This is a genomic window from Parasedimentitalea huanghaiensis, assembly GCF_009753675.1.
In the GTDB taxonomy this organism is placed as follows: domain Bacteria; phylum Pseudomonadota; class Alphaproteobacteria; order Rhodobacterales; family Rhodobacteraceae; genus Parasedimentitalea; species Parasedimentitalea huanghaiensis.
This window is the reverse complement of the sequence record NZ_WQLV01000014.1, coordinates 66,624-92,495: the sequence shown is the minus strand read 5'-3', so window position 1 is coordinate 92,495 and position 25,872 is coordinate 66,624. Positions and strand designations below refer to the sequence as shown.

Genomic DNA, 25,872 nt, shown 5'->3' with positions numbered 1-25,872 from the left:
GAAGGCCGCCCACAAGCCATGGCGGAATTCCAAGTGCACGCTTTCGAGTTAAACCGTTTCTGTTATCTTATTGAGATGACGAGGGGCATCAGGATTGCCTCCTCGCGATTGAGCTAACTGCTCAACCATTGCATAGAACGAGACGATAAGACTGATAGGATCCGTCAGCGGGTGGTCCGTTCTTACATGATCAATGCTCTGCGCCCTAACAACCCGATTTGAAGTTGCAAAAACTTGCGCACCCTGCCCGGAAATTCGGTCTGCCATTTCGGCGAGGACGGCCTCAGCGGCATCTTCGGCTGCAAAACAAAGCACAGGGAACCCTTGACCAACAATTGATACAGGGCCATGCAAGACCTCAGCTGACGAATAGCTTTCCGCATGGATTTGGCAGGTTTCTTTGAATTTCAATGCCGCTTCATTTGAAATTGCCCAAGCCGGTCCTCGACCCAACGTGAATAAGGATTGATGGCTGCCAATAGCGGCACGAACCTCGGGCCAATCCACTGCGATCGCCTTTTCCAACTGGGCTGGCAAGTGATGGATCGCACGGCGCAAACTGGCATTGTTGCCCCACTCAGCCAGCAGTAGCAGCCCCGTCACCATCGAACTAACAAATGTTTTTGTCGCGGCAACACTCAACTCGGGTCCAGCCATCATATCCAATGAATGGGCCGCACTGGTTGCCAACGGTGATGTGGGGGCATTGGTGATAGCGACCGAAAGCGCCCCATCTCGTCTGGCAGACCGGGTCATTTCAACAATGTCTGGGCTTTGACCTGATTGCGAAACGGAAAGAACGACCCCACCTTTCAACCGCATTTTCGCGCCATAAAGAGAGGCAATCGAGGGACCAACTGATGCTACAGGAATACCAAGCGCGATTTCAGCAGCATACTTCAAATAGGAACAAGCATGATCAGAGGACCCTCGCGCTACTGTAATTGCAAATGCAGGATCCAGTGCGCGTAGGTTTGATGCCGTAACTGCAATACTATGACCGCCATTTACCAGTAAACGTTCTATGGTTTCAGGTATTTCCAATATTTCACGCCGCATCTGGCTGACATTTTTTGTCATGTTCTAATTCCTGCAACCTGTGCCGCCATTGAATTAGGCAGATGACCAAACGACAGAGGTCCGATCATCGCTGTTACACAGCCTTCCAATGCTGTGTGATCATCCGTCATCAGAAACACTGGGATCGAACGCAAAAGATTGCTTTGGCGCCCCTTTGCGGTGAATTCTTGCCAGAAAAGATCGTCTGATATCAAGTCCCTACACGCGCGCGTAACGCCGCCCGAAAGGTAGAGACCGCCCAAAGGGAGAAAGGCAAGTACGAGATCGCCAGCAATTCTTGCAAGCAGCCTCACCAGTATTTTCGCGGTGGTCTCACAGGACTCATCACGCTTTTCGATGGCCAGATGAACAATTTCCTGAGCTGTATAATTTTGCGGCATGATGTTGGCCTGGCCACAAACCCATTCATATATTTCCAGCACACCCTGCCCGGACAGCGCCCTCTCGACCGAAGCTCGGCCGCGATTTTGAGCCAGGTGGTCCCGCAATGAGAGCTCATTCGTGGTTTCAACCGGCAGGGTCATGTGGCCACATTCTGCTGCTCGTACTTTTGGGTGCCCATCCACTCCACAAGTTATCGCAGCCGCGTTAAATCCGGTGCCCGCTCCAAGGACTAGCCGGGCACCATCAGAATTTGTAGCTACTTTCGGCCCTGCGACATGGAGAACTTGATCGGTGGACAAACGGTCAATGGCAAAGCCAAGCGCCTCAAAGTCGTTGAGAAACCTAACATCGTCCGCGCCAGTTACCTCACGTGCACCGGCCTTGCTAATATGCCAATCACGATTTGTCAGAGTAATTGCATCATCTTCCACTGGTGCGGCCACCGCTAGGCAAGCCTTTGAGCATCTCTCGACCTCTTGCAAGTTTAGATATTCTGCGACCAAAGAGTAGAAGTTGGCATGGTCGTTATTCGAATATCTTTTCAAAGTTCCGTCCAAAATCCCACTTGGGCCGGCAAGCCCAAACCGAGTGTTGGTCCCACCAATATCCGCAACCAAAATTGGCCCGCTGGTCATAGACGTTCTCCACTCTTTGGGTCGAAGTAAGAAATCTTGGAGAGATCAAAACAGATGGGCACTGTGTCACCTGAATTCACGTCGACATCTCCATGCATCCGGGCAGTCACCTCGGTGCCACCAAGACGGATCACTGCAAAGGTATCCGAACCTGCTGGCTCAACCACATCAAGCAGGCAATCAAATTGCTGTTCCGCATTTACCGAACGAGAACCAAGATCAGTCAACGCCTCTGGGCGCAAACCAATTTTCAACGCCCCCGCAGGACGAGAAGCAATGCCTTCTCCGGGGTTAGGATCGTACAATATCAAAGGTTCCTGCCCATCTTCACGCGCAATCTCGATCCTTGCCATCAGGCCATCCATTGTGACATCGGCAACCAGAATATTCATGGCCGGAGAGCCCATGAAATCAGCAACAAAAATGTTGGCTGGGGTATCATAGATCTCACGAGGTGTACCAACTTGCTGGATCACACCATCTTTCATCACCACAATTTTGGTGGCCAGGGTCATCGCTTCGATCTGGTCGTGGGTAACATAGATAATGGATGCATTCAGACGCTGGTGCAGACGTTTTATTTCTGTCCTCATCGTCACCCGCAGCTTGGCATCAAGGTTAGAGAGCGGTTCGTCGAATAGGAACAATTTTGGATCGCGCACTAGCGCCCGGCCCATCGCAACGCGCTGACGCTGACCACCTGAAAGTTGCGCTGGCGCGCGATCAAGAAGCGGTTCAATCTTCAGTAATTCAGCAACTTGACTGATTTTTTTGTCCCGCTCAGCTTTGGGAACTTTTCGCACTTCCAAACCAAATCCAATATTGTCTCCGACACTCATATTCGGAAACAGCGCATAGGATTGAAAGACCATCGCAATGTCGCGTTTTGCAGGATCGGTGTGGGTCACATCCTGCCCGTCGATCTGAATATTGCCCGATGTAACTTCAGTCAGTCCGCCAATACAGCCAAGCAATGTGGATTTACCACACCCCGAGGGGCCAACCAGAACAAGGAAATCCCCGGCCTCTATTGCAACGCTTACATCTTTTAGGATCCTCAAGTCGCCATAGCTTTTGCTAAGGTTTTCGACAGCTAGGATAGGATTAGAGGACACCGCAGTTCTCTCTTTTTTCTGGAGGTTATTTGTCATGCTGGGGCTCATCCTTTGACACTTCCAGCGGCAAGGCCGGAAACGATGAACCGCTGAAAGCAGATTGCCAAAATGGCCGGCGGAAGGGTGGCGAGCACACCAACAGATGCGATCACTCCATAGTCAGTAACCCTGCCAGCTGAAAAGTCAGCTATGGCCACCGGTAGGGTTTTCGCACTGAGATCACTCGTGAAAATCAACGCATAAAAGAACTCGTCCCAAGCCACTAAGAAAGACAGCATACAAGTCGCCGCGATTGCAGGCAGTGCTAGTGGCAAGACGACACGGCGTAGGGTGAATGCTGTAGAGGCCCCCTCCATGAACGCGGCTTGTTCAATCTCAACCGGCAGCACATCAATGTTGCTCTTCATCAGCCAAGTGGCAAAAGGCAGCAACATGGCGCTGTAGACAATGATCAGGGTGGTGGTTTTGTTCAAAGCGCCAAGACCACCAAAGATTTCATACAGTGGCAACACATAGGTGATTGGCGGCATCATGATGGTTGCAAGAAAAACGAACAGCAGGGCAAGCGAAGCCCCCCGACGGGAAAACGCATAAGCGGCAGGAACCGCCACGATTAGAGCAATCAACGTCGCACCACCTGCCGTCAGCAGGCTGTTACGCAAAGCCGCAAGAAACCGATGGCCTGCCCCGTTATTAAGGTCCACCAGGTGGCCATATCGGGACAAATCAACCTCAGTTGGCCACCAGTTCAGCGGTACGCTGGTCAAGTCGTTTGGACTGCTGATGCTCATCAGAACCAACCAAACCAACGGGGCCAGAGTAAACAACGTAAGCAGCAGCGCGGCGGAATACAGTGCAAAGGATGCGAAAAGAGAGCGATGCATGATCAAGCCCCTCGTTGGTCGCGGCGAATGCCCGCGTAGTAGGCTAAAATCAATACGGCGCTGATGCCGGCAACCACCACGGCATATGATGCTCCGCTCCCCGATCTCAGATAGCTGAAGTATTCTTGGTAGACATAGAAGCTGGCGGTTTTGGTTCCGTCTGAGGGGCCACCACGGGTCATCACATAGATAATGTCAAAGACGCGGAAGGCTTCGATTGTGCGTAAAATCAGGACCACCAACATTGGGCCGATAATCCACGGCAGTGTGATTGAGTGAAACCGCTTCCAGGCCCCTGCCCCTTCGATTGCTGCCGCTTTCAGCAGGTCACCTGGAATGGTTTGCATCGCTGCCAATGCGATATAGGCAACCAGTGGGAAATTCTTCCAGACGTCAGCTAGGATAACCATGTTGAGCGCACGATCGGGATCGCCCAGCCAGCTTGTATAGCTGTCGATAAAGCCGAGTTGCAGTAGCAGTGAGTTCAACGCGCCGTAGTCAGGGTGATAGATCAGGCGCCATGCAACGGCGTTCACAATAGTTGGTACAGCCCAGGGCAGGATGATGATGACACGCAGAAACCAACGGCCACGGAACTTCTGATTGAGCAGAAGAGCCACGGCAATACCAAGCACACCTTCCAACCCGACTGAAACAACCGTGAAGTACATGGTCCGGCCCAGCGCTTCCAAAAAATCCGGATCAGTAAGCGCCCAAATGTAGTTTTCCAAACCAATCCAGTTGACCTGTTGTTCACGCGCGGTGATTTCAGCATCGGTGAAACTGGTCCAAACGGTCTGCAAGAACGGTAGAACGGTGATGAGAGAGAGCACAAGGATTGCCGGAAACAACAGAACCCATTTTTCGCGTGATCTACTGATTGCAGACATTTAGTGCTCTCCCTTCTTAGGTTTTCAGATCAACGAATACGCGCGACGCGTTTGGCTGCGTTGGCCAAAGCCTCTTCAGAGGTTGTCTGATCCAGAAGCGAACCATGCAGGTGCTTTTGCAAAATGCTCGACACTTCGGTGTACGAGGCAACCAACGGACGCGGGTACATTACAGCGATCGACTTGTCCGCAGCAGCAACCAGATCTTCCTGACCGTCAGTCACCGCGGACTGCGAATAGGACGCTTTCCAGATCGGCAGGCTCAGGTTTGCAAATTCTTCCTGAGTGGACTGATTGGTTAGATGGTTGATAAAGGCCCAGGCCTGATCTGCATGTGGGCTGTTAGATGGAATGCCGAGTCCCATTGAACCGTTGACAGCTGATGCTTCAGACACACCATCCACACCCGGGGCCGACATTACGCCAACTTTACCAGCAACCTTGCTTTCGTTCGGATCGTTCACAAGAGAGTTCATGTACGTCCAGTTCATCGCAAAGGCAGCATCACCGGCCGAGAACACCCGGCGCACATCTTCCTCGAAGTACTCTAGCGACGATGGGTTGGTCAGCCCGTCACCAAGCGACGTTTTCATATAGTCCAACGCAGCCTTCGCGCCGCCGGTTTCAAATGCTGGTTTTCCGTCATCGAAGAACGAACCGCCATGAGCTGCGGTCAGCGTGGTAAAGTCACATATCATCGCCTCGGATTGCGACCAGCTCCAGACCAATGGATATTCAACCAGCCCTTTGTCTTTGATCACCTTGGCCTGTTCCAGAACTTCAGCCCAAGTTTCTGGTGGTGTCTCGATGCCAGCATTGGCAAGGATCTCGGTGTTGTAATACAGATATTTGGTGTCCAAAATCCAAGGCATGCCATAACGCTTGCCGTCATATTCAACTGTGGTCCAAGCACCGTCAAAAATCTTACTGGTAAGATCAGCTGCTACCCGGTCACTGACATCAGTCAAAAACCCACGTTCAGCAAATTCTGCAGGCCAGATTACGTCAAAAAGAACAACATCATATCCGTCGTCTCCAGCGCCAGAGGCTGCAATTATTTTGTCATGCAAGGCTTCGTACGGGACAAATTCCAAATCAACCTTCGTGCCCGGATTGGCCGCTTCAAATGAGGCCGTCATCGATTTAATGTTGTCTTCGCTATAGGCTGCCTGGCTCATAAACAAGGCGTTCAATGTGGTATCGGCCATTGCTGCAGATGTCATTAGAGCCGCGGCAGACGCCGTTACAGCCATGAGTGTCTTCAGTTTCATGTCTTCCTCCCTTTGGTGAGCAGAGTGCTCTGATGGGCCGAAGTTATGTCGATTCCATTTTATTTGTCAATTTGTTTTAAAAAATAGATCATGCTTCTGTGCAGACAAAAGATTCGCAGGACGATTATGGACAATTCTGAAAAACCTCATTCCTTTAGAACTTCTGGGACCAATCTTCGAAAAGCCAAGACGCACAACCACAGTGTTGTTCTTGAGGTTATTCGTACGCAGGGGCCAATTTCGCGCACCAAGATTTCCCAGGTAACATCACTATCTCGGCAGACCATTCAGAACATCGTCGCGTTGCTGGAAGAGCTGGACCTGGTGCGTATGACGGCAAGCAAAATTGTTGGCCGCGGCCACCCGGGAATGGAAGTTTGTTTAAACAAAGATGCGGCTTTGAGTTTTGGTATTCATGTGGATCGAACACGGGCTACGGCTGTGGTTTGCAATCTTGATGGTCGAAAGATCTGGGAATCAGTTTGCGACCTGACTTCCACCACTTCAGATGCTGCAAATTCTGCGATCGCAACGCTGGTGTCTGGTTTTCGAGACGAACACAGCAACCTTTATCCGACCGTGGTCGGTTGTGGACTGGCTGCCGCTGGACCGTTCGGCATTAGGAATGCACCCAAAGGCGATCCGACCAATTTTCATGAATTTGGCACACCAGAAAACCTGGCTCTATTGGAACAACAACTAGGGCTTCCGATTGTACTGGAGAACGACGCGACCGCTGCTGCAGTGGGTGAAGGTTTCTACGGTGCAGGCAAGGGATTAGACAATTTTGCATTTCTGCAGTTCGGTGTCGGACTTGGGGCTGGGCTTGTCCTAAAAGGAGATCCCTATGCTGGAACTTTTGGAAATGCAGGGGAAATTGGTCACGTTGTTGTCGAACTTGGCGGCGAAGCCTGCCCATGTGGAAACTTCGGATGTCTGGAGCGATATCTGTCTATAGACGCACTGTGCCGCTGTCTCAGTTTACCTGGTGATGACATTGCGACATTCACCAAAATCGCCGACTTGGTGAGCGCGAGAGACAAAACGGTCATCGACTGGATTGATGCTGCAATTCCCAGGTTTCATCAAGCTGTGAATATCCTTGAAGCCATGCTCGATGCAGAGACGATTATTATCGGAGGAACCGCACCCGAAAACTTCCTCAACTTATTGATCGAGAAGGCTACGCCTTTCCTTGGGTCCTTGTCTCAACGAAGTGATGACAAGCGGATTCGAAATGGTGCGGCTGGCTTGTCATCCATCGCGCTTGGAGCATCAGCAGTTTCTATGAACGCTCATTTTGCCCCTTCGGTTTCCAGACTTGTCCTGTAAACTCATTTGGTCAGAGAGCCTTTGGAAGCATCATCAATGTATGCCTCACCGCTAAGTAAGGCGGAATAGACAGCAATGCGTGCCTTGATAAATTCACTAAACAGACGAACACGCTTGGTTTTGCGCGTTTCGCCATGCGTCAGTACCCACAACGTTCCATAGTATTTGTTAATGCTTCCAGGAGCCCGAGCCAAAGAACGATCCAAGTCGCCGACAAAACAGGGCAAAATGGTCACCCCCATCCCTGCCCTTACAGCAGAAAGCTGAGAGGCCATGTCGCTGACATTTATCGGCGGACCGCCAGTTTCCAGTTCTGCGTTGGCTGCCCAGGAAGGTGCTGGACCATCTTCTTCCTTCAAAATCCACCTAGCTGAGCTTTGTGAATTGTTAAGAATTCGATTTTGAAGTTCACGAGAGATGTAAACGCTGCGATGAACATTCTGTAGACGTGTTCCAAACAAGTGCTGCGGCAAGGTCAGCTGATCGTAAACAAGCCTTATAGCCAGATCAGCCTGTCGGGTTGTCAGGTTGACGGCCTCGTATGACGTAACAATTTGTAATTCAATTTCAGGATGAAGCTGGGTAAATGCTACAAAGTCGGGCATCAATAGCTCGCTAGCCAGTGACGGTGGCAAGGCAACTCTTAGTGGACCGGTTAGGTTTTGATCTCTGGCGAACACCCGTGTTTGAAGCAACGACGAATCTTCGTCCATGGAAATTGCCAGATCTAGAATTTCCTCACCCGCAGGTGTTAGCTTGTAACCTGAAGGTAGTTTTTCGAATAATAGCGCGCCCAGCTGTGCTTCTAGATTCGACACCCTCCGTAAGACCGTAGAGTGGTTCACACCCAGTCCTACCGATGCGCCTCTGACCGAGCCAGATCGGGCAACTGCCAAAAAGAATCGTATGTCATCCCAACTGTCCATCGGTTGATTTTTGCACCACCGTTCTGAGTTTTTCCAGAATAGATTGGGAAATTCGAACACGATACCGTTCTGGTAGACGCAATGGATAGTCCATCTGCGCACCAAAAACGGATTGTAACAATGCTGGATCTTTACTCCGACGCGACTCCAAACGGTTTGAAAATTTCGATTGCGCTCGAAGAAATGGGGCTCGATTATCGTATGCACCAGGTATTTTTGGGCGGTGAACAAACAACACCAGATTTCACCACAATGAACCCAAACCAAAAGATCCCAGTGTTGATTGACGATGGTTTTGTCCTAACCGAATCCGGTGCGATCTTGCTTTACCTCGCAGGAAAAACCGGGCTATTCCTGCCCGAAGACCCAAAGAAACGAGCTGCAACCATCGAAGCACTGATGTTTCAAATGGGTTCTTTAGGGCCAATGTTTGGTCAGTATCTGGTTTTTGCAGCAGCTTGGGGAAACAAGTTTCCTGCTGTCACCACCCGGTATTTTGGCGAGGTTTCACGCATTATGGGTGTATTGAACACCCGCCTTCAAGGCCGTGACTATCTGGCAGGCGATGAGTTTACAATTGCAGATATGGCCGTTGCACCCTGGATTCGCCTATGTGAAATCCATCCTGCCTGCGCGGAGCTACCCCTGTCAAAGAATGACAATCTTCTTCGCTGGTGGACACAAGTTTCACGTCGTCCAGCCTTGCAAAAAGGTTTGTTGAACCCTGAACCATTTGCACCGGAGAAACAATTCGACGGCTTTGTAAAGGCTGTGGTCGGATTGGGCGAAATCCACTCCATTGCTTAAGCCCGTACTAAGTTGGGCAGAGTGGGCACCTGCCCCTCTGCCTATCTCAGCGAGTTTTAGCCTTGGACGACTGAAGCTCACCAACAAATTGGTCAGGCGCAGACAGTGGCTTTCCAACCGGCAAGCATCACCTGAACTTTAGTCTTTCGAAGACCGTTCAAGCGTCTTTACTTGTGAGGATCAACCTTTAGTGAGCTGGCTTCTAGATATGCTCTGCAACGTTGCAATTACTATCCAATTGGATAGATACATCAATAATATCCGGTCGGATAGAATGAAGTGCGACAATGGGGATTTACGTGAGCGAAGGAAGATCAGGAAAAATAGGGTCGGGTTTTCTATTCAGAAACATTGGTCGGGCAGGGCGCTCTGCAACGGTTGCGAGAGAATGTAGAACCGCTGCAGGCCAGCCACATCAACCGAAAATGTTCGATGTTAAACCACCCAGGCAAGCCTTCTCAACTTAGCCACCAAAAGGGCCCCCATGCCCTGAAATCTCGCGTTCCGGTCGAAACACTAGTCCGGATCGAAGTAGCTCTGACCAACACCTTTAAAACAAGGAACTACCTATGACCCTTATCACGGCGCTAGTACTTTTTGGACTTCTCACCCTCATCATGCTGGGGGTTGAGATCTTCTTTACCTATGCCACCCAAGGTTTTGGCTATGGGTTTTCAGCAAACAGGGGGCCAGTTGAACGTTCACCTCTAGCCCTCCGTATTCAACGCGCGTATCAAAATCAGATTGAAGCTGCCGCATACGGGGTCCCAGTTCTGGCCGCCGCAGCCGTTGCTGGATTGCAGGGAACGGGCCCTGAGATGGCAGCGCTCATATTTGTTGCTGGCAGAGCTGCGTTTGCGGTGTTGTACTACTCCGGCGTGACATTTATCCGCATCCCGGCCTTTTTGATGGGTACGCTTTCGTCTTTCTATATCGCTTACGCACTACTCACCACTGGTATGATTTAGCAAGAAGTCAGGCAATTGTGCGACCGAACTCAGAACGATATTCGCAGTTGTTTCCAGTTCGGTTCTGGTGGCAGGACCTGTCAAAACCCCAACACAGAGACCTGCCCCGGCATTGCGGCCACAGTGCATGTCATGGGTGCTGTCGCCAACAAAAATAACCTCGTCCGGGGTCAGCCCGTTTAATTCGCAGAAGCCGTGAATCATACCTGGGCCTGGTTTACGCCCGTACCCGCTATCAGAGCCACAGACAAAATCGAACAACGATGTCACTTCGGCTTCAGCCAATTGACTGATTGCGCCCTGTTCGTAGTCATTGGTCGTCACACCCAGCTTTAACCCCTGTGCTTTCAACATTCCCATAACCTTATTCAGGTCACAGGTTGGCACCAGCGGTAGAGAATTGAGTTCTTGCCGGGTCAACGTCTCAACAGCAGCCAAATCGTGATTGGGTGCTAGATCGGCCCAGGCCTCGTCAACTTCACCAGCGCTTGCGCTCACGATTAACGAGCCCGTTTTGAATTGCCCTGCATGGCGATCGTAGCCCACAGTTTCTGCCAGGCGATCTTTCAGGGTCTCATCTGTGCTTGCCAAATGGGAAATCATACGATCACAGAACGTACCCCACGTCGCAGTAAAACTGAACAGCGTTCCATCCTTGTCGAACAAGACCGCCTTATATTCCGAAGGTTTAGACATTAATTAGTCCGCGCTCAAAAAGGACTGCGCCCGCATTGTTTCAGGCACTTGGGCTCCGAGACGCTGCAAAATAGTTGGCGCAAGCTGTCGCTGGTCAAGCAACGTATCTGTCGGCGCGCCATTAGCTTCGCCAAAGTAGTAGATCGCAAAATCCTGCTGCGAGGACCCGCGTCCACCGTGATGTCCGCGTTCGTTTTGACCGTGATCAGCCGTCACTATGACCTCATAGCCCGCTTTGCGCCAACGAGAGATATACGGAGCTAGCTTCTCATCCATGTGGAAAATTGCTTGATCCATTTCCTGGCAATCATGGCGGAATCTATGCCCCATACTGTCGAGGGTGCAGGTATGTAGGATCCCGTAATCAATTCCATAACGCTCAGTCAGCATCGTCAGTGTGGCAAACAAATCTGCATCAGAAGGTGTTGTCTGGTTGATCAGATTATACCCCGTCATCGTATGAAATCGGCCATGGTTGATCGTAGCGCTTTCGGCTTCATCATATTCAAGATCACGCACTGGATCGAATGGGGATCGGTTGAAAAACTCAGACCAAAACGAATGCGTTACAGCCCCAGTAGTGCGCCCAGCCTTCCGAACTTCACTGAAGACATCAGGCATATCAACGCGGAACACATTGTCATTGCCGGTCACACCATGGATGGCCGGAGCCACCCCAGTATGGATTGAAGCATAGCAACTGGCCGAAGTTGAAGGCAGAACAGAACGCATCGTCCACTTTCGAGCTTCACCCGAGTCTACCCACCCCTCAAGGTTACCAAAAAGGGGCCAATTGTTCAGCGGAACACCATCCAAGATGATCAGCAACAGCTTATTTTGCATCAGTTTCCAGCGCTTTCCATTTTGCGGTGTGCAATCACATCTTCCAACCAACCAGATTTCATTTCCGGAACAGAGGACAACAATAGATCTGTGTAATCGTCAAAAGGTGGTGACAACACCTGTGACTTTGGTCCATAGCGAACGACTTTCCCGCGATGCATCACAGCGATTGTATCTGCGATTGATTTTACCGTCGCCAGATCATGGGTGATGAACAGGTAGCTTACCCCCTCAATCTTTTGCAGGTTCAGCAACAGCTTGAGAATGCCATCTGCAACCAGGGGATCAAGCGCCGAGGTCACCTCGTCACAGATAATCAGCTTGGGCTTGGCAGCCAGCGCCCTTGCAATACAAACTCGCTGTTTCTGCCCACCAGATAGCTCAGCCGGATAGCGGCTCAGGAACTCAGGGCCCAATTCTATTTCGTCCATCAGCTCACGAACACGCTTGTCACGCTCGCTGCCGCGCAAACCAAAGTAGAATTCCAAGGGTCGTCCAATAATCATAGCAATTGTCTGACGTGGGTTCATCGCGACGTCAGCCATTTGATAGATCATCTGCAACTCGCGCAGATCTTCTTTGCTGCGTTCAGCAAGTGTCTGCGTCAGCCCACGCCCATCAAACGTAATCTCTCCACTTCGCTGCGGTAGCAATCCGGTGATTGTTCGAGCCAGCGTCGACTTTCCTGAACCGGATTCTCCAACTATTGCCAATGTTTGACCGGGCCGTAGCTCAAGCGAAACATCGTTCAAAACATCGAATTTGGTGCCGGGATATCGGGCAGAAATACCGTCGACTTTCAGGACAGGCGCATCCGTTGGAAGTTTTTCCGCATGTTCGGCAGAACGAATTGAAACAAGGGCTTGAGTGTAGGCCTCTGCTGGCCGGTTAATGATCTGCTCAGTATCCCCATATTCAACGGTATTGCCATTTTGTAGAACCATGATCTGATCAGAAACCTGCGCAACCACAGCTAGATCGTGAGTAATATACAGCGCACCAACCCCGGTATCGCGGATTGCTTCCTTTATTGCCGCCAACACATCAATCTGTGTCGTGACATCAAGTGCTGTTGTTGGTTCGTCAAAAACCACTAGGTCTGGTTGAGGACATAGAGCCATCGCAGTCATCACACGCTGCAACTGTCCACCAGACACCTGGTGTGGATAGCGATCACCAATGGTTTCAGGTTCTGGCAACCCGAGTTTGCGAAACAATGTCACTGCTCGTTCTTCGGCTTCTGATTGGCTACACAAATTGTGCTGGATGCAACTCTCAGTCACCTGATTCATTAGCTTTTTAGCAGGGTTAAAAGACGCCGCAGCCGATTGGGACACATAGGTCACCACATGACCGCGCAGTTTTCGCAGGTTCCCTAACGAGTCTTTCAGGATATCGCTACCGTTGATAAAAACCTCACCACCGGTGATTTCAACCCCGCCACGACCGTACGCCAGTGCAGAAAGACCAATGGTTGATTTTCCTGCTCCAGACTCTCCGATTAAGCCCAGAACCTGACCTTTTTTGAGGTCAAAACTAACACCGTGGACAATTTCGATATCAAAGGGATCGCCGTCTGGCGGTATGACATGTGCACCAATTTTCAGATCACGAACACGCAGAAGCTCGGACATTACCGGCCCCCTTTCAAACTGGTGGTACGGGACAACACCCAATCAGCCACGAGGTTCACAGAGATTGCCAGGGTAGCGATGGCAAATGCCGGGATCAGCGCCGCAGGGATACCATAAACGATACCTTCTTTGTTTTCTTTCACAATACCGCCCCAATCGGCGTCAGGTGGTTGAATACCCAGACCTAGGAAAGACAATGTCGAGACAAACAGCACCATGAAAATGAAGCGCATGCCCAGTTCTGCTACTAGTGGTGACAGGGCATTTGGCAGGATTTCCCGAAACACGATCCAAGGTGTGCCTTCGCCGCGTAAACGTGCTGCTTCGACATAGTCCATTACATTGATGTCCTGAGCCACAGCTCGGGCCAAACGATAGACCCGGGTCACGTCCAATAGTCCCATCACCAGGATAAGAACCAATATGGTGACTGGCATAACTGACAACACAACCAATGCAAAAATCAGCGTCGGAATTGACATGATCAGATCAATAAACCGCGACAGAGCCATATCAACCCAGCCTCCGACAACCACAGCTGTCAGCGCCAAAATGGTTCCCAATGTGAAAGATAAAATCGTTGCCGCTAGTGCTACAAATATTGTCGTCCGCCCCCCATAAATCATCCTGCTCAGCAGGTCTCGACCAATTCCGTCAGTGCCAAGGAGAAACTTCGAAGACATTGGTTCCCAGACGTCGCCAACAATTTCTCCGACACCGAAGGGGGCAATTAGTGGCGCGAACAATGCCGCCAGAAAGTATGCCGCAGTGATGACAAGGCCAATCAAAGCGCTAGTTGGAATACGGATCATTTCGGATGCCTCAGTCGCGGGTTGGCTAATATGGCAATGATGTCAGCCGTTGTGTTCAACAGGATATAGACTGCTGCGAAAATCAGGCCTGTAGCCTGAACAACCGGCACATCTCTCTTAGAGACATGATCAACCAGATACTGGCCCATACCCGGATAAACAAAGACAACCTCCACCACGACCACGCCTACTACCAGGTAAGCAAGATTCAACATCACCACATTTACAATTGGTGAAATAGCATTCGGCATGGCATGGCTAGCGATAATGCGGAACGCCGATAGGCCCTTCAGCTCGGCCGTTTCAATATACGCGCTTTCCATGACATTCAGAATGGCTGCCCGCGTCATCCGCATCATATGAGCCAACACTACAAAAGTCAGCACAATGACCGGCATAGCAACGGCTTCAAACCGATCAAAAACGCTCATATCCGGACGCACAATTGCAACCGAAGGTAGCCACTGCAGCTTTACAGCTACAAAGTACATTACGATATAGCCAAGGATAAATTCGGGGACCGAAATCGTTGCCAATGTGATCGCCGAAATCATTTTGTCAGGCCAGCGATTGCGGTAACGAACGGCCAGCAAGCCTAGAAAAATTGCCAGCGGAATGGAAACCACCGCGGCGCAAGCCGCCAGAAACAGAGTGTTATTCAGGCGACCTGAAATAGATTCAGCGATGTCTTTGCCGTTTGTCAGGGCCGTACCAAGATCACCCTGCAATGCATTGCCAAGCCAACTGAAATATCGATTCAGTGCTGGTTCGTTTAGGCCAAGATCACGGCGAAGGTTCGCCAGTGCCTCAGGCGTAGCTGATTGACCTAGAATTGATTGCGCCACATCGCCAGGCAGGATTTGCGTGCCGATAAAGATGAGTACAGTTGCCGCCAAAAGCAACAAAAGTCCCAGCGCTATGCGCTGGGACACCAATTTGATCACGACAAAAGACATCTGTCCGAGGTCCGCTTATTCGAACCAAGTCTTGGATGCGATGAACCCGTCCATCATCTCTGCGTTCGGATTAGCCTCCCATCCAGCGACCTTGGCCGAAACACCGTCGATGAACTGGTTGAACATCGGGTTGATCAGGCCGCCCTCTTCATTGAGCAAGCGCCCCATTTGGCCGTAGACGTCCTTACGCTTGTTTTCGTCCAACTCAGCACGCGCCTGAAGCAGCAGCTCATCAAAATCTGCGTTTTTAAAGCGAGTGTCGTTCCAGTCAGCTGTGGACAAGTATGCGGTAGTGTACATTTGATCTTGTACCGCACGGCCACCCCAGTAAGACGCGGCAAATGGCTGTTTGTTCCAAACTTCGGACCAGTAGCCATCAGCTGGCTCGCGCTTGATCTCAAGCGGAATACCCGCTGCCTGAGCGCTTTGCTGGAACAAGGCGGCAGCATCAAGTGCGCCCGCAAAAGCCGCATCAGAAACGCGCAGAATGATCGGTGACCCATCATGGCCCGAGGCTTCGTAATGCTCACGCGCTTTATCAAGATCAAATTGGCGCTGAGGGATGGTTTCATCGAACAACGGATAGGCATCGTTAATCGGCGTGTCGTTACCAACGGCACCATAGCCATTGAGAACTTTTTCGACCATTTCCTCGCGGTTAACGGAATACTTCAGCGCAAGCCGCAGATCTTTGTTGTCAAATGGTGGTGTATCCACATGCATTACAAAGACATAATGGCCGCGACCGGAAGTCGTTTCGATGCTGATGCCAGGAGCGCGGCCAAACAATTTTGCTGTTTTGGGCGAAACGATATTGATTGCGTTAACCTGTCCCGACTGCAGCGCAGCAGCACGGGCGGTGTCATCATTGATGACAATGATTTCATAAGTGTCGTAATGGCCGCGGCTATCATCCCAATAGTCAGCGAACTTTTCGAACCCATGACGTGCGCCAGGCTCGTTTTCCGTAATCTTATATGGTCCTGTGCCGATACCAGCCGCCGGATCGTCCATGCCGCCATTCGGCTGAATCACAAGGTGGTAGTCTGCAAGAAGGTAAGGCAGATCTGAGCTGGCAGTGGTCAAATTAACAGTGAAAACATTGCCTTCAACTGACATGCTATCGATGCCACGCATAATGCCAAGCGCACCGGATTTAGAATCTTCGTTTGAATGGCGTTCCATGGTTTTCAGCACATCCTGCGCTGTCATGGTTTCACCATTATGAAACTTCACACCGGACCGGATTGTGAAATGCCAAGACTGACCATCATCCGTTGCTTCAACGCTTTCCGCTAGGCGATATTCAAGCCCTCCATCCGGCGCAACGTTGAGCAAAGTCTCACCCCAACCACGCAAAACATTGAATGGAACCTGACTGGCGGACAGGGCTGGATCCAATGAGTTTGTGCTTTCGCCGCCTTTAAGACCCAGTACGAAATGCCCTCCTTTTACTGGCTCAGCTGCCTGAACAGGGTGAACCTGCCCAAGTACGGCAGCAAAGCTGAGCGCACTTGTGTAACCTAGGAAAGCGCGGCGAGACATACGGGTAGATTTGGTTTTAGAAATTGACATTAGATCCTCCTTGCCATGACTTTTTTCGGTCAGTGAATATTAGACCCACCGAGAGTCATGTTGGCGTTGTTGTTCCGCACATCGCCATCGGCGGTTTGCGATCTTCTTTTTGTAAGTTACTTTACATTTTTTGTCACATCTTTAACAATGTATGTCAACAGCCTCACGAATTTGAAATTTTATTCCCCTGAGGCAGCTCAACTTGACATTGTGAGACCTTACAGATCCTCACTGCAGAAATCATAATAGGAAAGGTTTTTTGATGTCGGTCGGGAAAAAAGGCGTCCGTCAATCTAAACTGTTAAGCTACCTAAAAGAATCCGGCTATGAATCGCTAGAACAACTGGCCACAAAACTTTCGGTGTCTGAACAAACCATCCGACGAGACATTACTGAGCTGGACCAAAAAAAACTTGCTCGCAGAACACATGGTGGTGTTGCGTTTCTCGGGGGTTTGGACAGTCAGGACTATTTAAGGCGTCGGTTTGAATCCAAGAATACCAAACAAAGAATTGCTCAACGCGTCGCAGAAATGGTGAGCGACGGGGACAGCATTTTCCTTGATGCTGGGACCACCTGCGTCGCGGTTGCCGAAGCTCTTAATGTTCGCGAAAATCTAAAGATTGTTACTTACAACCTTGGCGCAGTAATTGCGTTGAAAGACCGGACTGATTTTACAATGGCCATCCCAGGCGGCTTTATTCGCCATATAGACGGCTCTGTTATTGGTGACTTCAGTACAGACTTCATCCGTCGCTTTCATTTTGACGTAGCCGTAATATCTGCCAGCGGAATTGATACGGATGGCATTATGGGTGACGATAACCACTGGGAAGTCGTCAATGTGCGTACCGTGATGGAATTGTCTGCACGAACCGTTTTAGCACTGGATTCGTCTAAGTTCTATCGCGCCGGACTGGTGCCCCTTGGGCCAATATCAGATGTGGACGCTCTGGTTACAGACACTCTGCCAGATGGAAATCTCCGAGAAATCCTTCTGCAAGGGACCGACACAAAGATTTCCGAATAAGTTTCCCAGTCTGGGAATATTATGTACTCCACCAGTCAGCAAAGATAAGTATTTGCAGCGCAAAAAATTGTTCTTATGCGCCGCAAAGGAAAACTATTTTGCTTCCTGATCGCCGATCACAGCATCTGGTATAACTGGCTTGATTACGACCAGTTCAGCCTCTTCGGCGCTTTCATCTGTCAAAGGTTGTTCAGCTTGGACGCCAACAATCAACGGTAACATATGTACACCCGTAGCACTGGTAATTTCTGGGGTGTCCGGAGTAGTCCATGTCATGGTATCAAAGCTGGAACAATGCTCACAGACCGGCGCCCAATGGGCATGGATGTGGTGACAACTGTCACAAATCCACTGCGGACCCCGTGGTGCATTCAAGGCGCGCGCTAACCAACCCTGCACCACTGCATCCGAGGCTCCCTCGCCGCGTTCAATTGCGGCCATCAAAGTCAATGCCCGAGCATCCGGGGCACGCTCGAACAAATCACCCAAAACTCTGCGCGCTTCGGGGAAATCCTCAGCCACGATATGTAATTCCGCCATCACCAACTTGGTTTCATCGTGCTTTGGCTGCAGCTTTGCTAGTTGTGCAAATCTTGCCACCCGCTGTTGCCCGGTTTCTTCTGGCTCAATTTCGGCAAAAGCGTGCGCCAAATCTGGGTGGGGCTGCGCGCCCCAAGCCTTCTTTAACACCTGAGCAGCATTGCGTTTTTTACCCTTCGCAATATGCGCCCGAGAGGCCATAGCTGCCGCAGGCACAAGATCGGGAGACAATCGGTTCGCCTCAATAGCCTGCTCTTGTTGTTGCAGTGTGGCACCTTCTGCAACGATGGCCCCAGCAGCTGACAAGGCCAGTACCGCGTCTCTCCGCTTGAAGACATCACGCGGCAACGTGCCGGTCTTTAGCTTGGTCGCCAAGGTACTGCGAGCCCCAGCCCAATCTTGGGCCTGAGCTTGCAGTCTCAGCAAAGTATCTTGAACTTCTTCATGCTTGGGCCGCATTGCAATTGCTTTTTCGGCCAATTTGAGGGCTGTCTCGGTATCACCTTCGGACAGCTTTTGCTTCATGATCCCGCGCACTCCGACAAACCGAGTGGCTTGGTTGCTAATAAGCCTTTTATAGACTTCGGCAGCTTTTTTGGTGTCCCCGGAAAGTTCCGCAGCTTGCGCAGTTAACAGATCGGTCAATTCAGGTTTTTGCAGAAATTTTTCGGCCCGTGCAGCCTTCGCCATTGCCAAGCGTCCTTCTCCCGAAGCGATAGCCATCAAACCATCAGCAAGCGCCTGATATCCTTTACGCTCGCGACCCTTGTCAAAGTAACGGCTCAATGCAGTGTCATCGCCGTTCAAAAACTTCAATGTTGCCACCAAAAGCGACATCAGCTTCAAGAACACCCAAACCAATCCAACCAATACCATCAGCGCTATGACTGACTGCAACGCGCCGAAGGTATACTCGGTGCCTGCAACAGTGATTTGCACACCACCTGCAGTTTCCATTAAAATTCCACCGCCAAAGGCCATAAGCGCAATGAGGGCAACAAAAACGAGGATCTTCAACAATGACCAGAGCATGGTAGCTCCCTTAATTGGCGTTCAGGCTATGGGCCAGGGCATCGACAGCGGCGACGGCGTCCTGGCGTGTTTTGGCGTCAGTTTCCCAGTCCAGCATGACTGATCGAGCGGACTCAGGCAGAGCTTGAATCTCAGCCAAAGCCCTATCCAAATCACCTGTGAAAATAGCTGCCTCTGCACGGGATAGAATGGCGTCCGGATCGTCGCCATCGCGTGGTTGGACAGATCGTGCTCCAAGATGTCTCTGGGCATAAGCCAACAGACCGCCACTACCGGAGCTGTCTTCGCGCGCAGCGGAAAGCGCATCACGGGCGGCAGGTACAAAATCACTTGCTAGATTGGTCAAAGTTGCAACACCCTGATCGGCAGACACAAGCAAGGCCTCCGGGACCGTGACGCCGACGCTTTCAAGCTCGGTCAGGATCGAACCATACGCAGTTCCAGAATCCAGGTTCGAACGCAGGCGCGCCACCATAGTCTGTGCGCTGGCAATGCGGGCTGCTTCTGCGCTGGCAGCGTCCAACGCCTGGGCTTCAGCAACCATCCGTTCAACATCTTGACGTTGTGCAATCAAGCTCTCCTGCAGTTTAGATAGCTCTGCCTCATAGGCCGCTACTGCCGCTGGAGAGGCACCTTCACTTATTGGCCTCTTTTCTAGGTCACTCAACCGTTTCGTCAGCGTGATCACATCATCTGACAATGTCTCAAGTTGCACCTTGGCAGAGTTCCAGTTTGCCTCCAACGGAGCAATCTGAACAGAGATTTCCGCAATTTGCGTCGTGACACCGGATAGGTCAGGGGTCTTGCTGGATTCAACCTGAACCTGCAACGCCGCAAGAACTTCGTTCATTTCGGCCTGATCCCCAATCAAGAGTTTAAACTCTTTTGCCGATACGGATTTTAGGCTTTCTGGCAAAATTGGGTTCAGAAGCTGCGTCTGACCGGCAACAAATCCAAGCCCGGCGGCTACCACACCGCCAATAACGGCCATACCAAACCCACCTCGCTTTTCAACCACGCGCTCAACGCTGATTGTAGGCTCGGCAGAAATTGAATCGGCGGCAACCTGATCCTCATCGACCGGAGTACTTTCAACCTCAGACTCATCCTCAACAATTAGTGCTGGCTTAGTCACCACACTGTCATCCAAAACCTCAGCCGGCGCTTCCGGCATATCAGCCTTGTTTAGATCGTCGTTCGGGCTTGTCTCACTCACCAGATCGGAATTATTTTTGTCAGCCACGCCAGCCTCCCAGCCGATTCTCAAAATTCTTACGCTCGAATCTGAGCGACACTACTGCGCCAACCCGCCGCTCTCAACCCGCACTAGTTGCTCTGCAACTTGACGAACCAATCGCTCCATAGACAGAGCATCGGGGTTCATACATATCTTCAAATCTTTATATTTCAATAGCTTGAGCTGGCTTGCGACAGCGTCACTCATTGCAATTAAGTGGATCGGGGCACCCTGTGGGCAAAGATCGGCAAATTGTCGCGCAGTGCGGGGCGAAAAAAGTGGCACCACCAAATCTCTTGATAAAGACAATGCGGTCGACGCTTCGTTGGTCAGGGGTAACACTAACTGATCATAGATCACTTTCTCCCGGCAATCCAAACCTGCTTTTGACAGCCTAGCAGCAACATCACCACGCGAATGCTGCCCACGCAGATGCAGTATTCTCCCGCTGAGTCTACGCTTCAGCAAGTCAGAAACCAGATCATCCGCAGTCATGCCGCAGAATTGAGACTGCCATCCCGCTTTCTCCGCCGCCAATGTTGTGCGCTCGCCAAGACAAAATGCGTGCAGACCAACACGACCCAGGGACTTGGCTGCCACCGATACGCCATTGGAAGAAGTGAAAACAACCGCGCTGAACCCATCCAAGTCGATTGTTTCATTCAAAGGCTTCACTTGGAGTAAGGGTGAATAGATTACCTCCAAATCACCAATCAACGCAGCCGGTAGCTCTGACACAAAGCGCTGCGCTGCATCATATGGTCGTGTCATCAGCAGGCCCACCATACCGCTCTCCCGGGATTGTTTGCACTTTGGTAAGGTGGTAGCTGCGGGTCCATTGTGATGCAACGGTAAGACGATGACACGAACACTGACCATTCTGGGAATTGAGAGTAGCTGTGACGATACGGCAGCTGCAGTAGTGCGGCAGGTTGATAGCACGTTGCCGGAAGTCTTATCTTCAATCGTGTTCGGGCAAAGCGAATTGCACAATGCCTATGGTGGCGTGGTACCAGAAATTGCTGCCCGCGCTCATGCTGAAAAGTTGGATATCTGCGTACGGCAAGCTTTGGATGCGTCCAGGCAAAAGCTGAATGAACTAGATGCAATTGCTGTGACCGCTGGTCCTGGGCTCATTGGTGGAGTCATGTCGGGCGTCATGTGCGCCAAAGGTATTTCAGCAGCCACCGGATTACCGTTGATCGGGGTCAATCACCTAGCAGGCCACGCACTCACGCCAAGGCTAACCGATGGCATTTCTTACCCCTATTTGATCTTGCTCGTCTCTGGCGGTCACTGCCAATATCTAATTGCGCGTGGACCCGATGACTTCACCCGCCTTGGCGGCACCATTGACGACGCTCCAGGCGAGGCATTTGACAAAACTGCTCGCTTGCTGGGGTTACCACAACCCGGCGGACCAGCAGTTCAGGCCGAGGCCGCTTTTGGCGATCCGAAGCGGTTTCGATTTCCGCGACCAATGCTGGATCGCCCTGACTGCAACCTATCCTTTTCGGGATTGAAAACTGCGTTGATGCGAATGCGTGACCAGGTCGCCGCCCCAAAGGGGGGGCTAACCCGTCAAGATCGCGCCGATCTATGCGCTGGATTTCAGGCTGCCGTCGTTGACGTTTTAGCTGCCAAAACTCGACGCGCCATGAGTCTATATTTGTTGGAAAACCCTGCAACTCCCACCTTGGCTGTTGCTGGAGGTGTAGCTGCAAACACTGCAATACGTTCCAAGTTAGAGACTGTTTGTACCGAAATGGGCGCCTTTTTCACCGCTCCGCCACTGGAACTTTGCACAGATAATGCAGCTATGATTGCCTATGCTGGATTGGAACGCTTTAAAGCTGGGTCATCAGATGGGATGGACCTAACTGCACGACCACGATGGCCCTTGGACCTAAATAGCCCGTCAATGCTTGGCAGCGGTCGCAAAGGTGCCAAGGCATGAGCGTTTCTGTGCTAGGAGCAGGAGCCTTTGGTACGGCTTTGGCGATCTCTCTTGCGAGTAATGGTCCAGTGAATTTGTGGGCCCGCAATCAGGATCTGGCTTCGGACATGCAGACCACGCGCGTCAACAAATGCCGGTTGCCCGGAGTCGTTTTGCCTGACGATCTAACCATCACATCAGATTTAAACGCTGCAGTGGATAGTCGGATCTTGTTGCTAGCTGTTCCGATGCAAAAGCTACGCACTGTACTGGAACAAAACAGCCAATCTCTGAGAGATAAAACTCTGGTAGCTTGCTGCAAAGGGATAGAATTGAACACCGGTTTAGGACCTATTTCGGTGATACGCGAATCCTTACCTGATGCGCGCCCAGCGCTATTAACCGGACCCAGTTTTGCCGCAGATATTGCCCGTGGCCTCCCGACTGCGCTGACCTTGGCTTGTGAGGACGCCAACCTGGGCAAAGTGTTGCAACAGCAGCTGACCACCACAAATTTGCGCCTATACCGCACCACTGATACCATAGGCGCCGAACAAGGTGGTGCGTTGAAGAACATAATGGCGATTGCCTGCGGTGCTGTGATTGGTGCGGGATTGGGTGACAGCGCGCGAGCCGCATTGATGACCAGAGGTTATGCAGAAATACAGCGAATGGCCATGGCATGTGGTGCCCGGCCCGAAACTCTGGCGGGTCTATCTGGGTTTGGCGATCTGACATTGACCTGTAGCTCTGATCTATCGCGCAACTACCAGCTTGGTCTGGCAATTGGCCGTGGGGAAACATTTGATCCGTCAGTAACCGTCGAAGGGGCAGCCACCGCCCGCGCCGCCGCCGCAAAGGCCGATGAAATGAAAATCGACATGCCAATCACCCAAACGGTAACCAATTTGGTCAGCCAACGCTTGACGATTGCCGATGCAGCAGCTCAATTATTAGCAAGACCATTAAAAGAGGAATAAAATGCTAATTGCTTTGATTGCCCGCGACAAACCCGGTGCCCTTCAAACCCGGCTCGATAATCGCACAGCACATCTTGCCTATATCGAGGACACCGGTGCAGTCGCGCAAGCGGGCCCGCTGTTGGATCAAGAAGGCAACATGGTTGGCTCTCTGGTCATTCTGGATGTCGAAGACATGGCCGCCGGGCAAACCTGGGCCGACAATGATCCCTATGCCAAGGCCGGTCTTTTCGAAACCGTTGATCTGATTACCTGGAAGAAGGTCATAGGCTAATGGCTTACTGGCTGTTCAAATCCGAACCTTCAACTTGGGGCTGGGACAACCAGTTGGCCAAAGGCGATGCAGGTGAGGAATGGGACGGTGTACGCAATTATCAAGCCCGTAATTTTATGCGCGAGATGAAGGTTGGCGACCGTGGTTTCTTTTATCATTCGCAAAAAGAAAAGTCGGTCGTTGGTATTGTTGAGGTTTGTGCCGAGGCACATCCTGACAGCACCACCGATGACGATCGCTGGGAATGTGTGGATATCAAAGCCGTACGCGGTTTTGTACAGCCAGTGACCCTTGATCAGATAAAGAGTGACTCACGGTTGGAAGAAATGGTTCTGGTTCGAAACTCACGTCTATCGGTGCAACCTGTAAGCCCAAGTGAGTGGAGAGCGATCTGCGCTTTGGGCAAGACGGACGCTAACTAATCTGCCGCGCAGGAAAAGTGGCATCGAACATCTTACGGTTTGGGAAAATGTGAAAAAGGGAAGGTCCGATTGCTCAGGACCTTCCCTCTCACCCCGCGTGCTCCCAATCCACCACACGCGTATGAAATATCTGGTTCCTGGCCATCCTGACCGTAATACGTTGATAGACTGAACCAAACCGATTCCGCAAAGCAATTGCCGTTACAATACCGCTAAAATGCAATACGCCCGCACAGTGGCGGGCGTAGATATCGTTGAACGCAGACGGGTTTAGCCGTAGACGGACTCTTTGCCAAAATGCTTGGTCAGTAAATAATAGAACACAGCACGGTACTTGTTTCTCTCTGATTTTCCGTAGGTTTCGATTACTGTGTTAATTCCATCCATCAGTTCAGGACCGTCGGACAGTCCCAATTTGTTGATCAGGAAATTCTGTTTTACAGTTTCAAGTTCGCTGTCCTGTGACGCCGCAACTGTTGAGGCATCATCGTTGTAGATTGCCGGACCACAACCAATGGTCACTTTAGTCAGCAGGTCCAAATCAGCGTCCACACCGCATTTATTTTTCAAATCATCCGCGTATTGCGCGATCAGATCGTCTCTCTTGCCCATGATTTCGGTTCCATTAGGATTGTTGAAATTCAGAAATTGTTATGGGATTTTTCCCAGTGCGTTTAACCCTAGTTGCACTGGCTTGTTAAACAAAGGGAAAACTCGAATGGCATTCCCCAATGCCATTTACTCTGCGCGACCCTCGATACGCGCCCGCTGATCCGAAAAAGCGTGATACAGATGATCCATCAACAGACGGACACGCGGGTTATGCAAGATATCCACATGAGTAAGTGTCCAGATTTCTTTGTCAGGGATCAAATCAACTTCGTGCAGCCTAACAAGGTCACAGTCTCTCTCAGCCATAAAACAAGGCAACAACCCAATCCCTTGGCCTCTGCGCAGAACATCAGCCACTACCGTAAGTGAATTAGCTAGAAACGCAGGCCTCGCATTCAGCAATGGCGCAACTGTCGGCGGATAATCCAAAGCAATCCAACGATCAACGACCGGCCTGTTGCGAAGATAGCCATGTGAACAATAGGCCGCGAGCGGACTATCAGCGACCTTGCGGCCTACTGCCTGTTCCGGTGGATCACTGGTTATACGGACTATAACATCTGCCTCACGTCGATTGACATCGCGAAAATTGGATGTCGTTTCGATTGCCAGCTCAATCATTGGATGGGAACGCATAAAACTATCAAGCGGATCTGCCAGGACTTTGTAATAAAGATCCTCAAGAACAGACAAACGAACAGGGCCTGCCAAGCTTCCATCTTGTCCAAAAGCCAAGCGATCAATGGCTTCGACGCCAGCGGTCACGCTCTGCGTCAAATCCATCATGCTTTGGCCAAAAGCTGTCAGGACATATCCCTCTTTGCGACGCTCAAATAACGCGCTTCCAAGGTCATCCTCTAACGCTCGCACTCGCCGCGAGACCGTGGCGTGAGTCGTCTTAAGCTCCGCAGCCGCCGCTCGGATCGAACGTGACTTGGCCATTGCGCGAAAAATACGTAGATCATCCCAGTTCTTCATGGATCAAATTCTAACCACATCGT

The 25,872-nt window shown here is 51.1% G+C and carries 26 protein-coding genes and 1 pseudogene; 8 read left to right on the top strand and 19 right to left on the bottom strand.

The window, feature by feature from the left end; genetic code table 11:
- Positions 1-48: 48 nt before the first annotated feature.
- From GO984_RS18825 to GO984_RS18800, 6 genes are read right to left on the bottom strand one after another with little or no spacing between them, the layout of a single operon-like run.
- Positions 49-1,080, bottom strand: a complete 1,032-nt coding sequence (locus GO984_RS18825; RefSeq protein WP_157024132.1) for an SIS domain-containing protein — start codon at positions 1,078-1,080, stop codon at positions 49-51.
- On the bottom strand, positions 1,077-2,099 hold the full coding sequence (locus GO984_RS18820; RefSeq protein WP_157024131.1) for a glucokinase: 1,023 nt from the start codon (positions 2,097-2,099) through the stop codon (positions 1,077-1,079). The genes GO984_RS18825 and GO984_RS18820 overlap by 4 nt, the downstream gene beginning before the upstream one ends.
- The gene (locus tag GO984_RS18815) at positions 2,096-3,250 is read right to left on the bottom strand and encodes an ABC transporter ATP-binding protein (protein WP_157024130.1); all 1,155 of its coding nucleotides are present in this window, start codon (positions 3,248-3,250) and stop codon (positions 2,096-2,098) included. The genes GO984_RS18820 and GO984_RS18815 overlap by 4 nt, the downstream gene beginning before the upstream one ends.
- Positions 3,251-3,258: 8 nt before the next feature.
- The gene (locus GO984_RS18810; RefSeq protein WP_157024129.1) at positions 3,259-4,098 is read right to left on the bottom strand and encodes a carbohydrate ABC transporter permease; all 840 of its coding nucleotides are present in this window, start codon (positions 4,096-4,098) and stop codon (positions 3,259-3,261) included.
- A gap of 2 nt (positions 4,099-4,100) precedes the next feature.
- Positions 4,101-4,988, bottom strand: a complete 888-nt coding sequence (locus GO984_RS18805) for a carbohydrate ABC transporter permease (RefSeq protein ID WP_157024128.1) — start codon at positions 4,986-4,988, stop codon at positions 4,101-4,103.
- Positions 4,989-5,017: 29 nt separating this feature from the next.
- Positions 5,018-6,259 carry an extracellular solute-binding protein gene (locus GO984_RS18800; protein WP_157024127.1) on the bottom strand — a complete coding sequence of 414 codons (1,242 nt, stop codon included), beginning with the start codon at positions 6,257-6,259 and terminating at the stop codon, positions 5,018-5,020.
- Positions 6,260-6,385: 126 nt separating this feature from the next.
- On the opposite strand from GO984_RS18800, the gene GO984_RS18795 reads away from it, so the two are divergent.
- A complete protein-coding gene (locus GO984_RS18795) occupies positions 6,386-7,591 on the top strand; it encodes an ROK family transcriptional regulator (protein ID WP_167740416.1) in 1,206 nt (401 codons plus the stop codon).
- Positions 7,592-7,593: 2 nt separating this feature from the next.
- On the opposite strand, the gene GO984_RS18790 is transcribed toward GO984_RS18795, so the two are convergent.
- Together GO984_RS18790 and GO984_RS24015 are read right to left on the bottom strand one after the other, a co-directional pair.
- The gene (locus GO984_RS18790; protein WP_245231175.1) at positions 7,594-8,304 is read right to left on the bottom strand and encodes a LysR family transcriptional regulator; all 711 of its coding nucleotides are present in this window, start codon (positions 8,302-8,304) and stop codon (positions 7,594-7,596) included.
- Positions 8,305-8,340: 36 nt separating this feature from the next.
- Positions 8,341-8,517 (bottom strand): annotated as a pseudogene (locus GO984_RS24015) (helix-turn-helix domain-containing protein); the annotation flags it as partial.
- Between the two features lie 120 nt (positions 8,518-8,637).
- Here GO984_RS24015 and GO984_RS18785 point away from each other — a divergent pair.
- Both GO984_RS18785 and GO984_RS18780 read left to right on the top strand, forming a co-directional pair.
- Positions 8,638-9,324, top strand: coding sequence for a glutathione S-transferase family protein (locus GO984_RS18785; protein WP_157024125.1), 687 nt, complete (start codon positions 8,638-8,640; stop codon positions 9,322-9,324).
- A 569-nt stretch (positions 9,325-9,893) separates the two neighbouring features.
- Positions 9,894-10,292: an MAPEG family protein gene (locus tag GO984_RS18780; protein WP_157024124.1), complete on the top strand. Its 399-nt coding sequence runs from the start codon at positions 9,894-9,896 to the stop codon at positions 10,290-10,292.
- Here GO984_RS18780 and GO984_RS18775 read toward each other — a convergent pair.
- Genes GO984_RS18775 through GO984_RS18750 form a run of 6 tightly spaced genes read right to left on the bottom strand, consistent with a single transcriptional unit; the run spans position 10,269 to position 16,808 of the window.
- On the bottom strand, positions 10,269-10,988 hold the full coding sequence (locus GO984_RS18775; protein ID WP_157024123.1) for an HAD family hydrolase: 720 nt from the start codon (positions 10,986-10,988) through the stop codon (positions 10,269-10,271). The genes GO984_RS18780 and GO984_RS18775 overlap by 24 nt on opposite strands.
- A gap of 3 nt (positions 10,989-10,991) precedes the next feature.
- Positions 10,992-11,831 carry an alkaline phosphatase family protein gene (locus GO984_RS18770; RefSeq protein ID WP_157024122.1) on the bottom strand — a complete coding sequence of 280 codons (840 nt, stop codon included), beginning with the start codon at positions 11,829-11,831 and terminating at the stop codon, positions 10,992-10,994.
- A complete protein-coding gene (locus GO984_RS18765) occupies positions 11,831-13,465 on the bottom strand; it encodes an ABC transporter ATP-binding protein (RefSeq protein WP_157024121.1) in 1,635 nt (544 codons plus the stop codon). Before GO984_RS18765 ends, GO984_RS18770 begins: the two co-directional genes overlap by 1 nt.
- Positions 13,465-14,277 carry an ABC transporter permease gene (locus GO984_RS18760; protein WP_157024120.1) on the bottom strand — a complete coding sequence of 271 codons (813 nt, stop codon included), beginning with the start codon at positions 14,275-14,277 and terminating at the stop codon, positions 13,465-13,467. The genes GO984_RS18765 and GO984_RS18760 overlap by 1 nt, the downstream gene beginning before the upstream one ends.
- On the bottom strand, positions 14,274-15,233 hold the full coding sequence (locus GO984_RS18755) for an ABC transporter permease (protein WP_157024119.1): 960 nt from the start codon (positions 15,231-15,233) through the stop codon (positions 14,274-14,276). The genes GO984_RS18760 and GO984_RS18755 overlap by 4 nt, the downstream gene beginning before the upstream one ends.
- A gap of 15 nt (positions 15,234-15,248) precedes the next feature.
- Positions 15,249-16,808 (bottom strand): ABC transporter substrate-binding protein, encoded by a 1,560-nt coding sequence (locus tag GO984_RS18750; RefSeq protein WP_157024118.1) that lies wholly within the window; start codon positions 16,806-16,808, stop codon positions 15,249-15,251.
- Between the two features lie 262 nt (positions 16,809-17,070).
- Between GO984_RS18750 and GO984_RS18745 the strand changes: the two genes are divergently transcribed.
- Positions 17,071-17,838, top strand: a complete 768-nt coding sequence (locus GO984_RS18745; RefSeq protein WP_157024164.1) for a DeoR/GlpR family DNA-binding transcription regulator — start codon at positions 17,071-17,073, stop codon at positions 17,836-17,838.
- A 93-nt stretch (positions 17,839-17,931) separates the two neighbouring features.
- On the opposite strand, the gene GO984_RS18740 is transcribed toward GO984_RS18745, so the two are convergent.
- The 3 genes from GO984_RS18740 to GO984_RS18730 are packed head-to-tail and all read right to left on the bottom strand — an operon-like array spanning position 17,932 to position 21,418.
- Positions 17,932-19,410: a heme biosynthesis protein HemY gene (locus GO984_RS18740; RefSeq protein WP_157024117.1), complete on the bottom strand. Its 1,479-nt coding sequence runs from the start codon at positions 19,408-19,410 to the stop codon at positions 17,932-17,934.
- Between the two features lie 10 nt (positions 19,411-19,420).
- Positions 19,421-20,653 (bottom strand): COG4223 family protein, encoded by a 1,233-nt coding sequence (locus GO984_RS18735; protein WP_342448110.1) that lies wholly within the window; start codon positions 20,651-20,653, stop codon positions 19,421-19,423.
- Between the two features lie 51 nt (positions 20,654-20,704).
- Entirely contained in the window at positions 20,705-21,418 is a 714-nt protein-coding gene (locus GO984_RS18730; protein WP_245231174.1) for a uroporphyrinogen-III synthase, read from the bottom strand.
- A gap of 88 nt (positions 21,419-21,506) precedes the next feature.
- On the opposite strand from GO984_RS18730, the gene tsaD reads away from it, so the two are divergent.
- Genes tsaD through GO984_RS18710 form a run of 4 tightly spaced genes read left to right on the top strand, consistent with a single transcriptional unit; the run spans position 21,507 to position 24,259 of the window.
- Complete coding sequence (gene tsaD, locus GO984_RS18725) at positions 21,507-22,604, top strand: tRNA (adenosine(37)-N6)-threonylcarbamoyltransferase complex transferase subunit TsaD (RefSeq protein ID WP_157024114.1); 1,098 nt, start codon at positions 21,507-21,509, stop codon at positions 22,602-22,604.
- Positions 22,601-23,563 (top strand): NAD(P)H-dependent glycerol-3-phosphate dehydrogenase, encoded by a 963-nt coding sequence (locus GO984_RS18720; protein WP_157024113.1) that lies wholly within the window; start codon positions 22,601-22,603, stop codon positions 23,561-23,563. The genes tsaD and GO984_RS18720 overlap by 4 nt, the downstream gene beginning before the upstream one ends.
- 1 nt (position 23,564) lies before the next feature.
- On the top strand, positions 23,565-23,837 hold the full coding sequence (locus GO984_RS18715; protein WP_157024112.1) for a YciI family protein: 273 nt from the start codon (positions 23,565-23,567) through the stop codon (positions 23,835-23,837).
- Entirely contained in the window at positions 23,837-24,259 is a 423-nt protein-coding gene (locus GO984_RS18710; RefSeq protein WP_157024111.1) for an EVE domain-containing protein, read from the top strand. Before GO984_RS18715 ends, GO984_RS18710 begins: the two co-directional genes overlap by 1 nt.
- A gap of 270 nt (positions 24,260-24,529) precedes the next feature.
- On the opposite strand, the gene GO984_RS18705 is transcribed toward GO984_RS18710, so the two are convergent.
- Positions 24,530-24,871, bottom strand: coding sequence for a DUF2853 family protein (locus GO984_RS18705; RefSeq protein WP_157024110.1), 342 nt, complete (start codon positions 24,869-24,871; stop codon positions 24,530-24,532).
- A 126-nt stretch (positions 24,872-24,997) separates the two neighbouring features.
- The gene (locus GO984_RS18700; RefSeq protein WP_157024109.1) at positions 24,998-25,849 is read right to left on the bottom strand and encodes a LysR family transcriptional regulator; all 852 of its coding nucleotides are present in this window, start codon (positions 25,847-25,849) and stop codon (positions 24,998-25,000) included.
- Positions 25,850-25,872: the final 23 nt, after the last annotated feature.

Coding starts and splice junctions, on each gene's coding strand:
- GO984_RS18825 (WP_157024132.1), bottom strand. CDS start 1,080: ATGACAAAAAATGTCAGCCAGATGCGGCGTGAAATATTGGAAATACCT.
- GO984_RS18715 (WP_157024112.1), top strand. CDS start 23,565: ATGCTAATTGCTTTGATTGCCCGCGACAAACCCGGTGCCCTTCAAACC.
- GO984_RS18710 (WP_157024111.1), top strand. CDS start 23,837: ATGGCTTACTGGCTGTTCAAATCCGAACCTTCAACTTGGGGCTGGGAC.
- GO984_RS18755 (WP_157024119.1), bottom strand. CDS start 15,233: ATGTCTTTTGTCGTGATCAAATTGGTGTCCCAGCGCATAGCGCTGGGA.
- GO984_RS18780 (WP_157024124.1), top strand. CDS start 9,894: ATGACCCTTATCACGGCGCTAGTACTTTTTGGACTTCTCACCCTCATC.
- GO984_RS18750 (WP_157024118.1), bottom strand. CDS start 16,808: ATGTCAATTTCTAAAACCAAATCTACCCGTATGTCTCGCCGCGCTTTC.
- GO984_RS18815 (WP_157024130.1), bottom strand. CDS start 3,250: ATGACAAATAACCTCCAGAAAAAAGAGAGAACTGCGGTGTCCTCTAAT.
- GO984_RS18795 (WP_167740416.1), top strand. CDS start 6,386: ATGGACAATTCTGAAAAACCTCATTCCTTTAGAACTTCTGGGACCAAT.
- GO984_RS18790 (WP_245231175.1), bottom strand. CDS start 8,304: ATGGACGAAGATTCGTCGTTGCTTCAAACACGGGTGTTCGCCAGAGAT.
- GO984_RS18720 (WP_157024113.1), top strand. CDS start 22,601: ATGAGCGTTTCTGTGCTAGGAGCAGGAGCCTTTGGTACGGCTTTGGCG.
- GO984_RS18775 (WP_157024123.1), bottom strand. CDS start 10,988: ATGTCTAAACCTTCGGAATATAAGGCGGTCTTGTTCGACAAGGATGGA.
- GO984_RS18765 (WP_157024121.1), bottom strand. CDS start 13,465: ATGTCCGAGCTTCTGCGTGTTCGTGATCTGAAAATTGGTGCACATGTC.
- GO984_RS18730 (WP_245231174.1), bottom strand. CDS start 21,418: ATGACACGACCATATGATGCAGCGCAGCGCTTTGTGTCAGAGCTACCG.
- GO984_RS18820 (WP_157024131.1), bottom strand. CDS start 2,099: ATGACCAGCGGGCCAATTTTGGTTGCGGATATTGGTGGGACCAACACT.
- GO984_RS18745 (WP_157024164.1), top strand. CDS start 17,071: ATGTCGGTCGGGAAAAAAGGCGTCCGTCAATCTAAACTGTTAAGCTAC.
- GO984_RS18760 (WP_157024120.1), bottom strand. CDS start 14,277: ATGATCCGTATTCCAACTAGCGCTTTGATTGGCCTTGTCATCACTGCG.
- GO984_RS18770 (WP_157024122.1), bottom strand. CDS start 11,831: ATGCAAAATAAGCTGTTGCTGATCATCTTGGATGGTGTTCCGCTGAAC.
- GO984_RS18740 (WP_157024117.1), bottom strand. CDS start 19,410: ATGCTCTGGTCATTGTTGAAGATCCTCGTTTTTGTTGCCCTCATTGCG.
- GO984_RS18700 (WP_157024109.1), bottom strand. CDS start 25,849: ATGAAGAACTGGGATGATCTACGTATTTTTCGCGCAATGGCCAAGTCA.
- tsaD (WP_157024114.1), top strand. CDS start 21,507: ATGACACGAACACTGACCATTCTGGGAATTGAGAGTAGCTGTGACGAT.
- GO984_RS18785 (WP_157024125.1), top strand. CDS start 8,638: ATGCTGGATCTTTACTCCGACGCGACTCCAAACGGTTTGAAAATTTCG.
- GO984_RS18805 (WP_157024128.1), bottom strand. CDS start 4,988: ATGTCTGCAATCAGTAGATCACGCGAAAAATGGGTTCTGTTGTTTCCG.
- GO984_RS18705 (WP_157024110.1), bottom strand. CDS start 24,871: ATGGGCAAGAGAGACGATCTGATCGCGCAATACGCGGATGATTTGAAA.
- GO984_RS18810 (WP_157024129.1), bottom strand. CDS start 4,098: ATGCATCGCTCTCTTTTCGCATCCTTTGCACTGTATTCCGCCGCGCTG.
- GO984_RS18800 (WP_157024127.1), bottom strand. CDS start 6,259: ATGAAACTGAAGACACTCATGGCTGTAACGGCGTCTGCCGCGGCTCTA.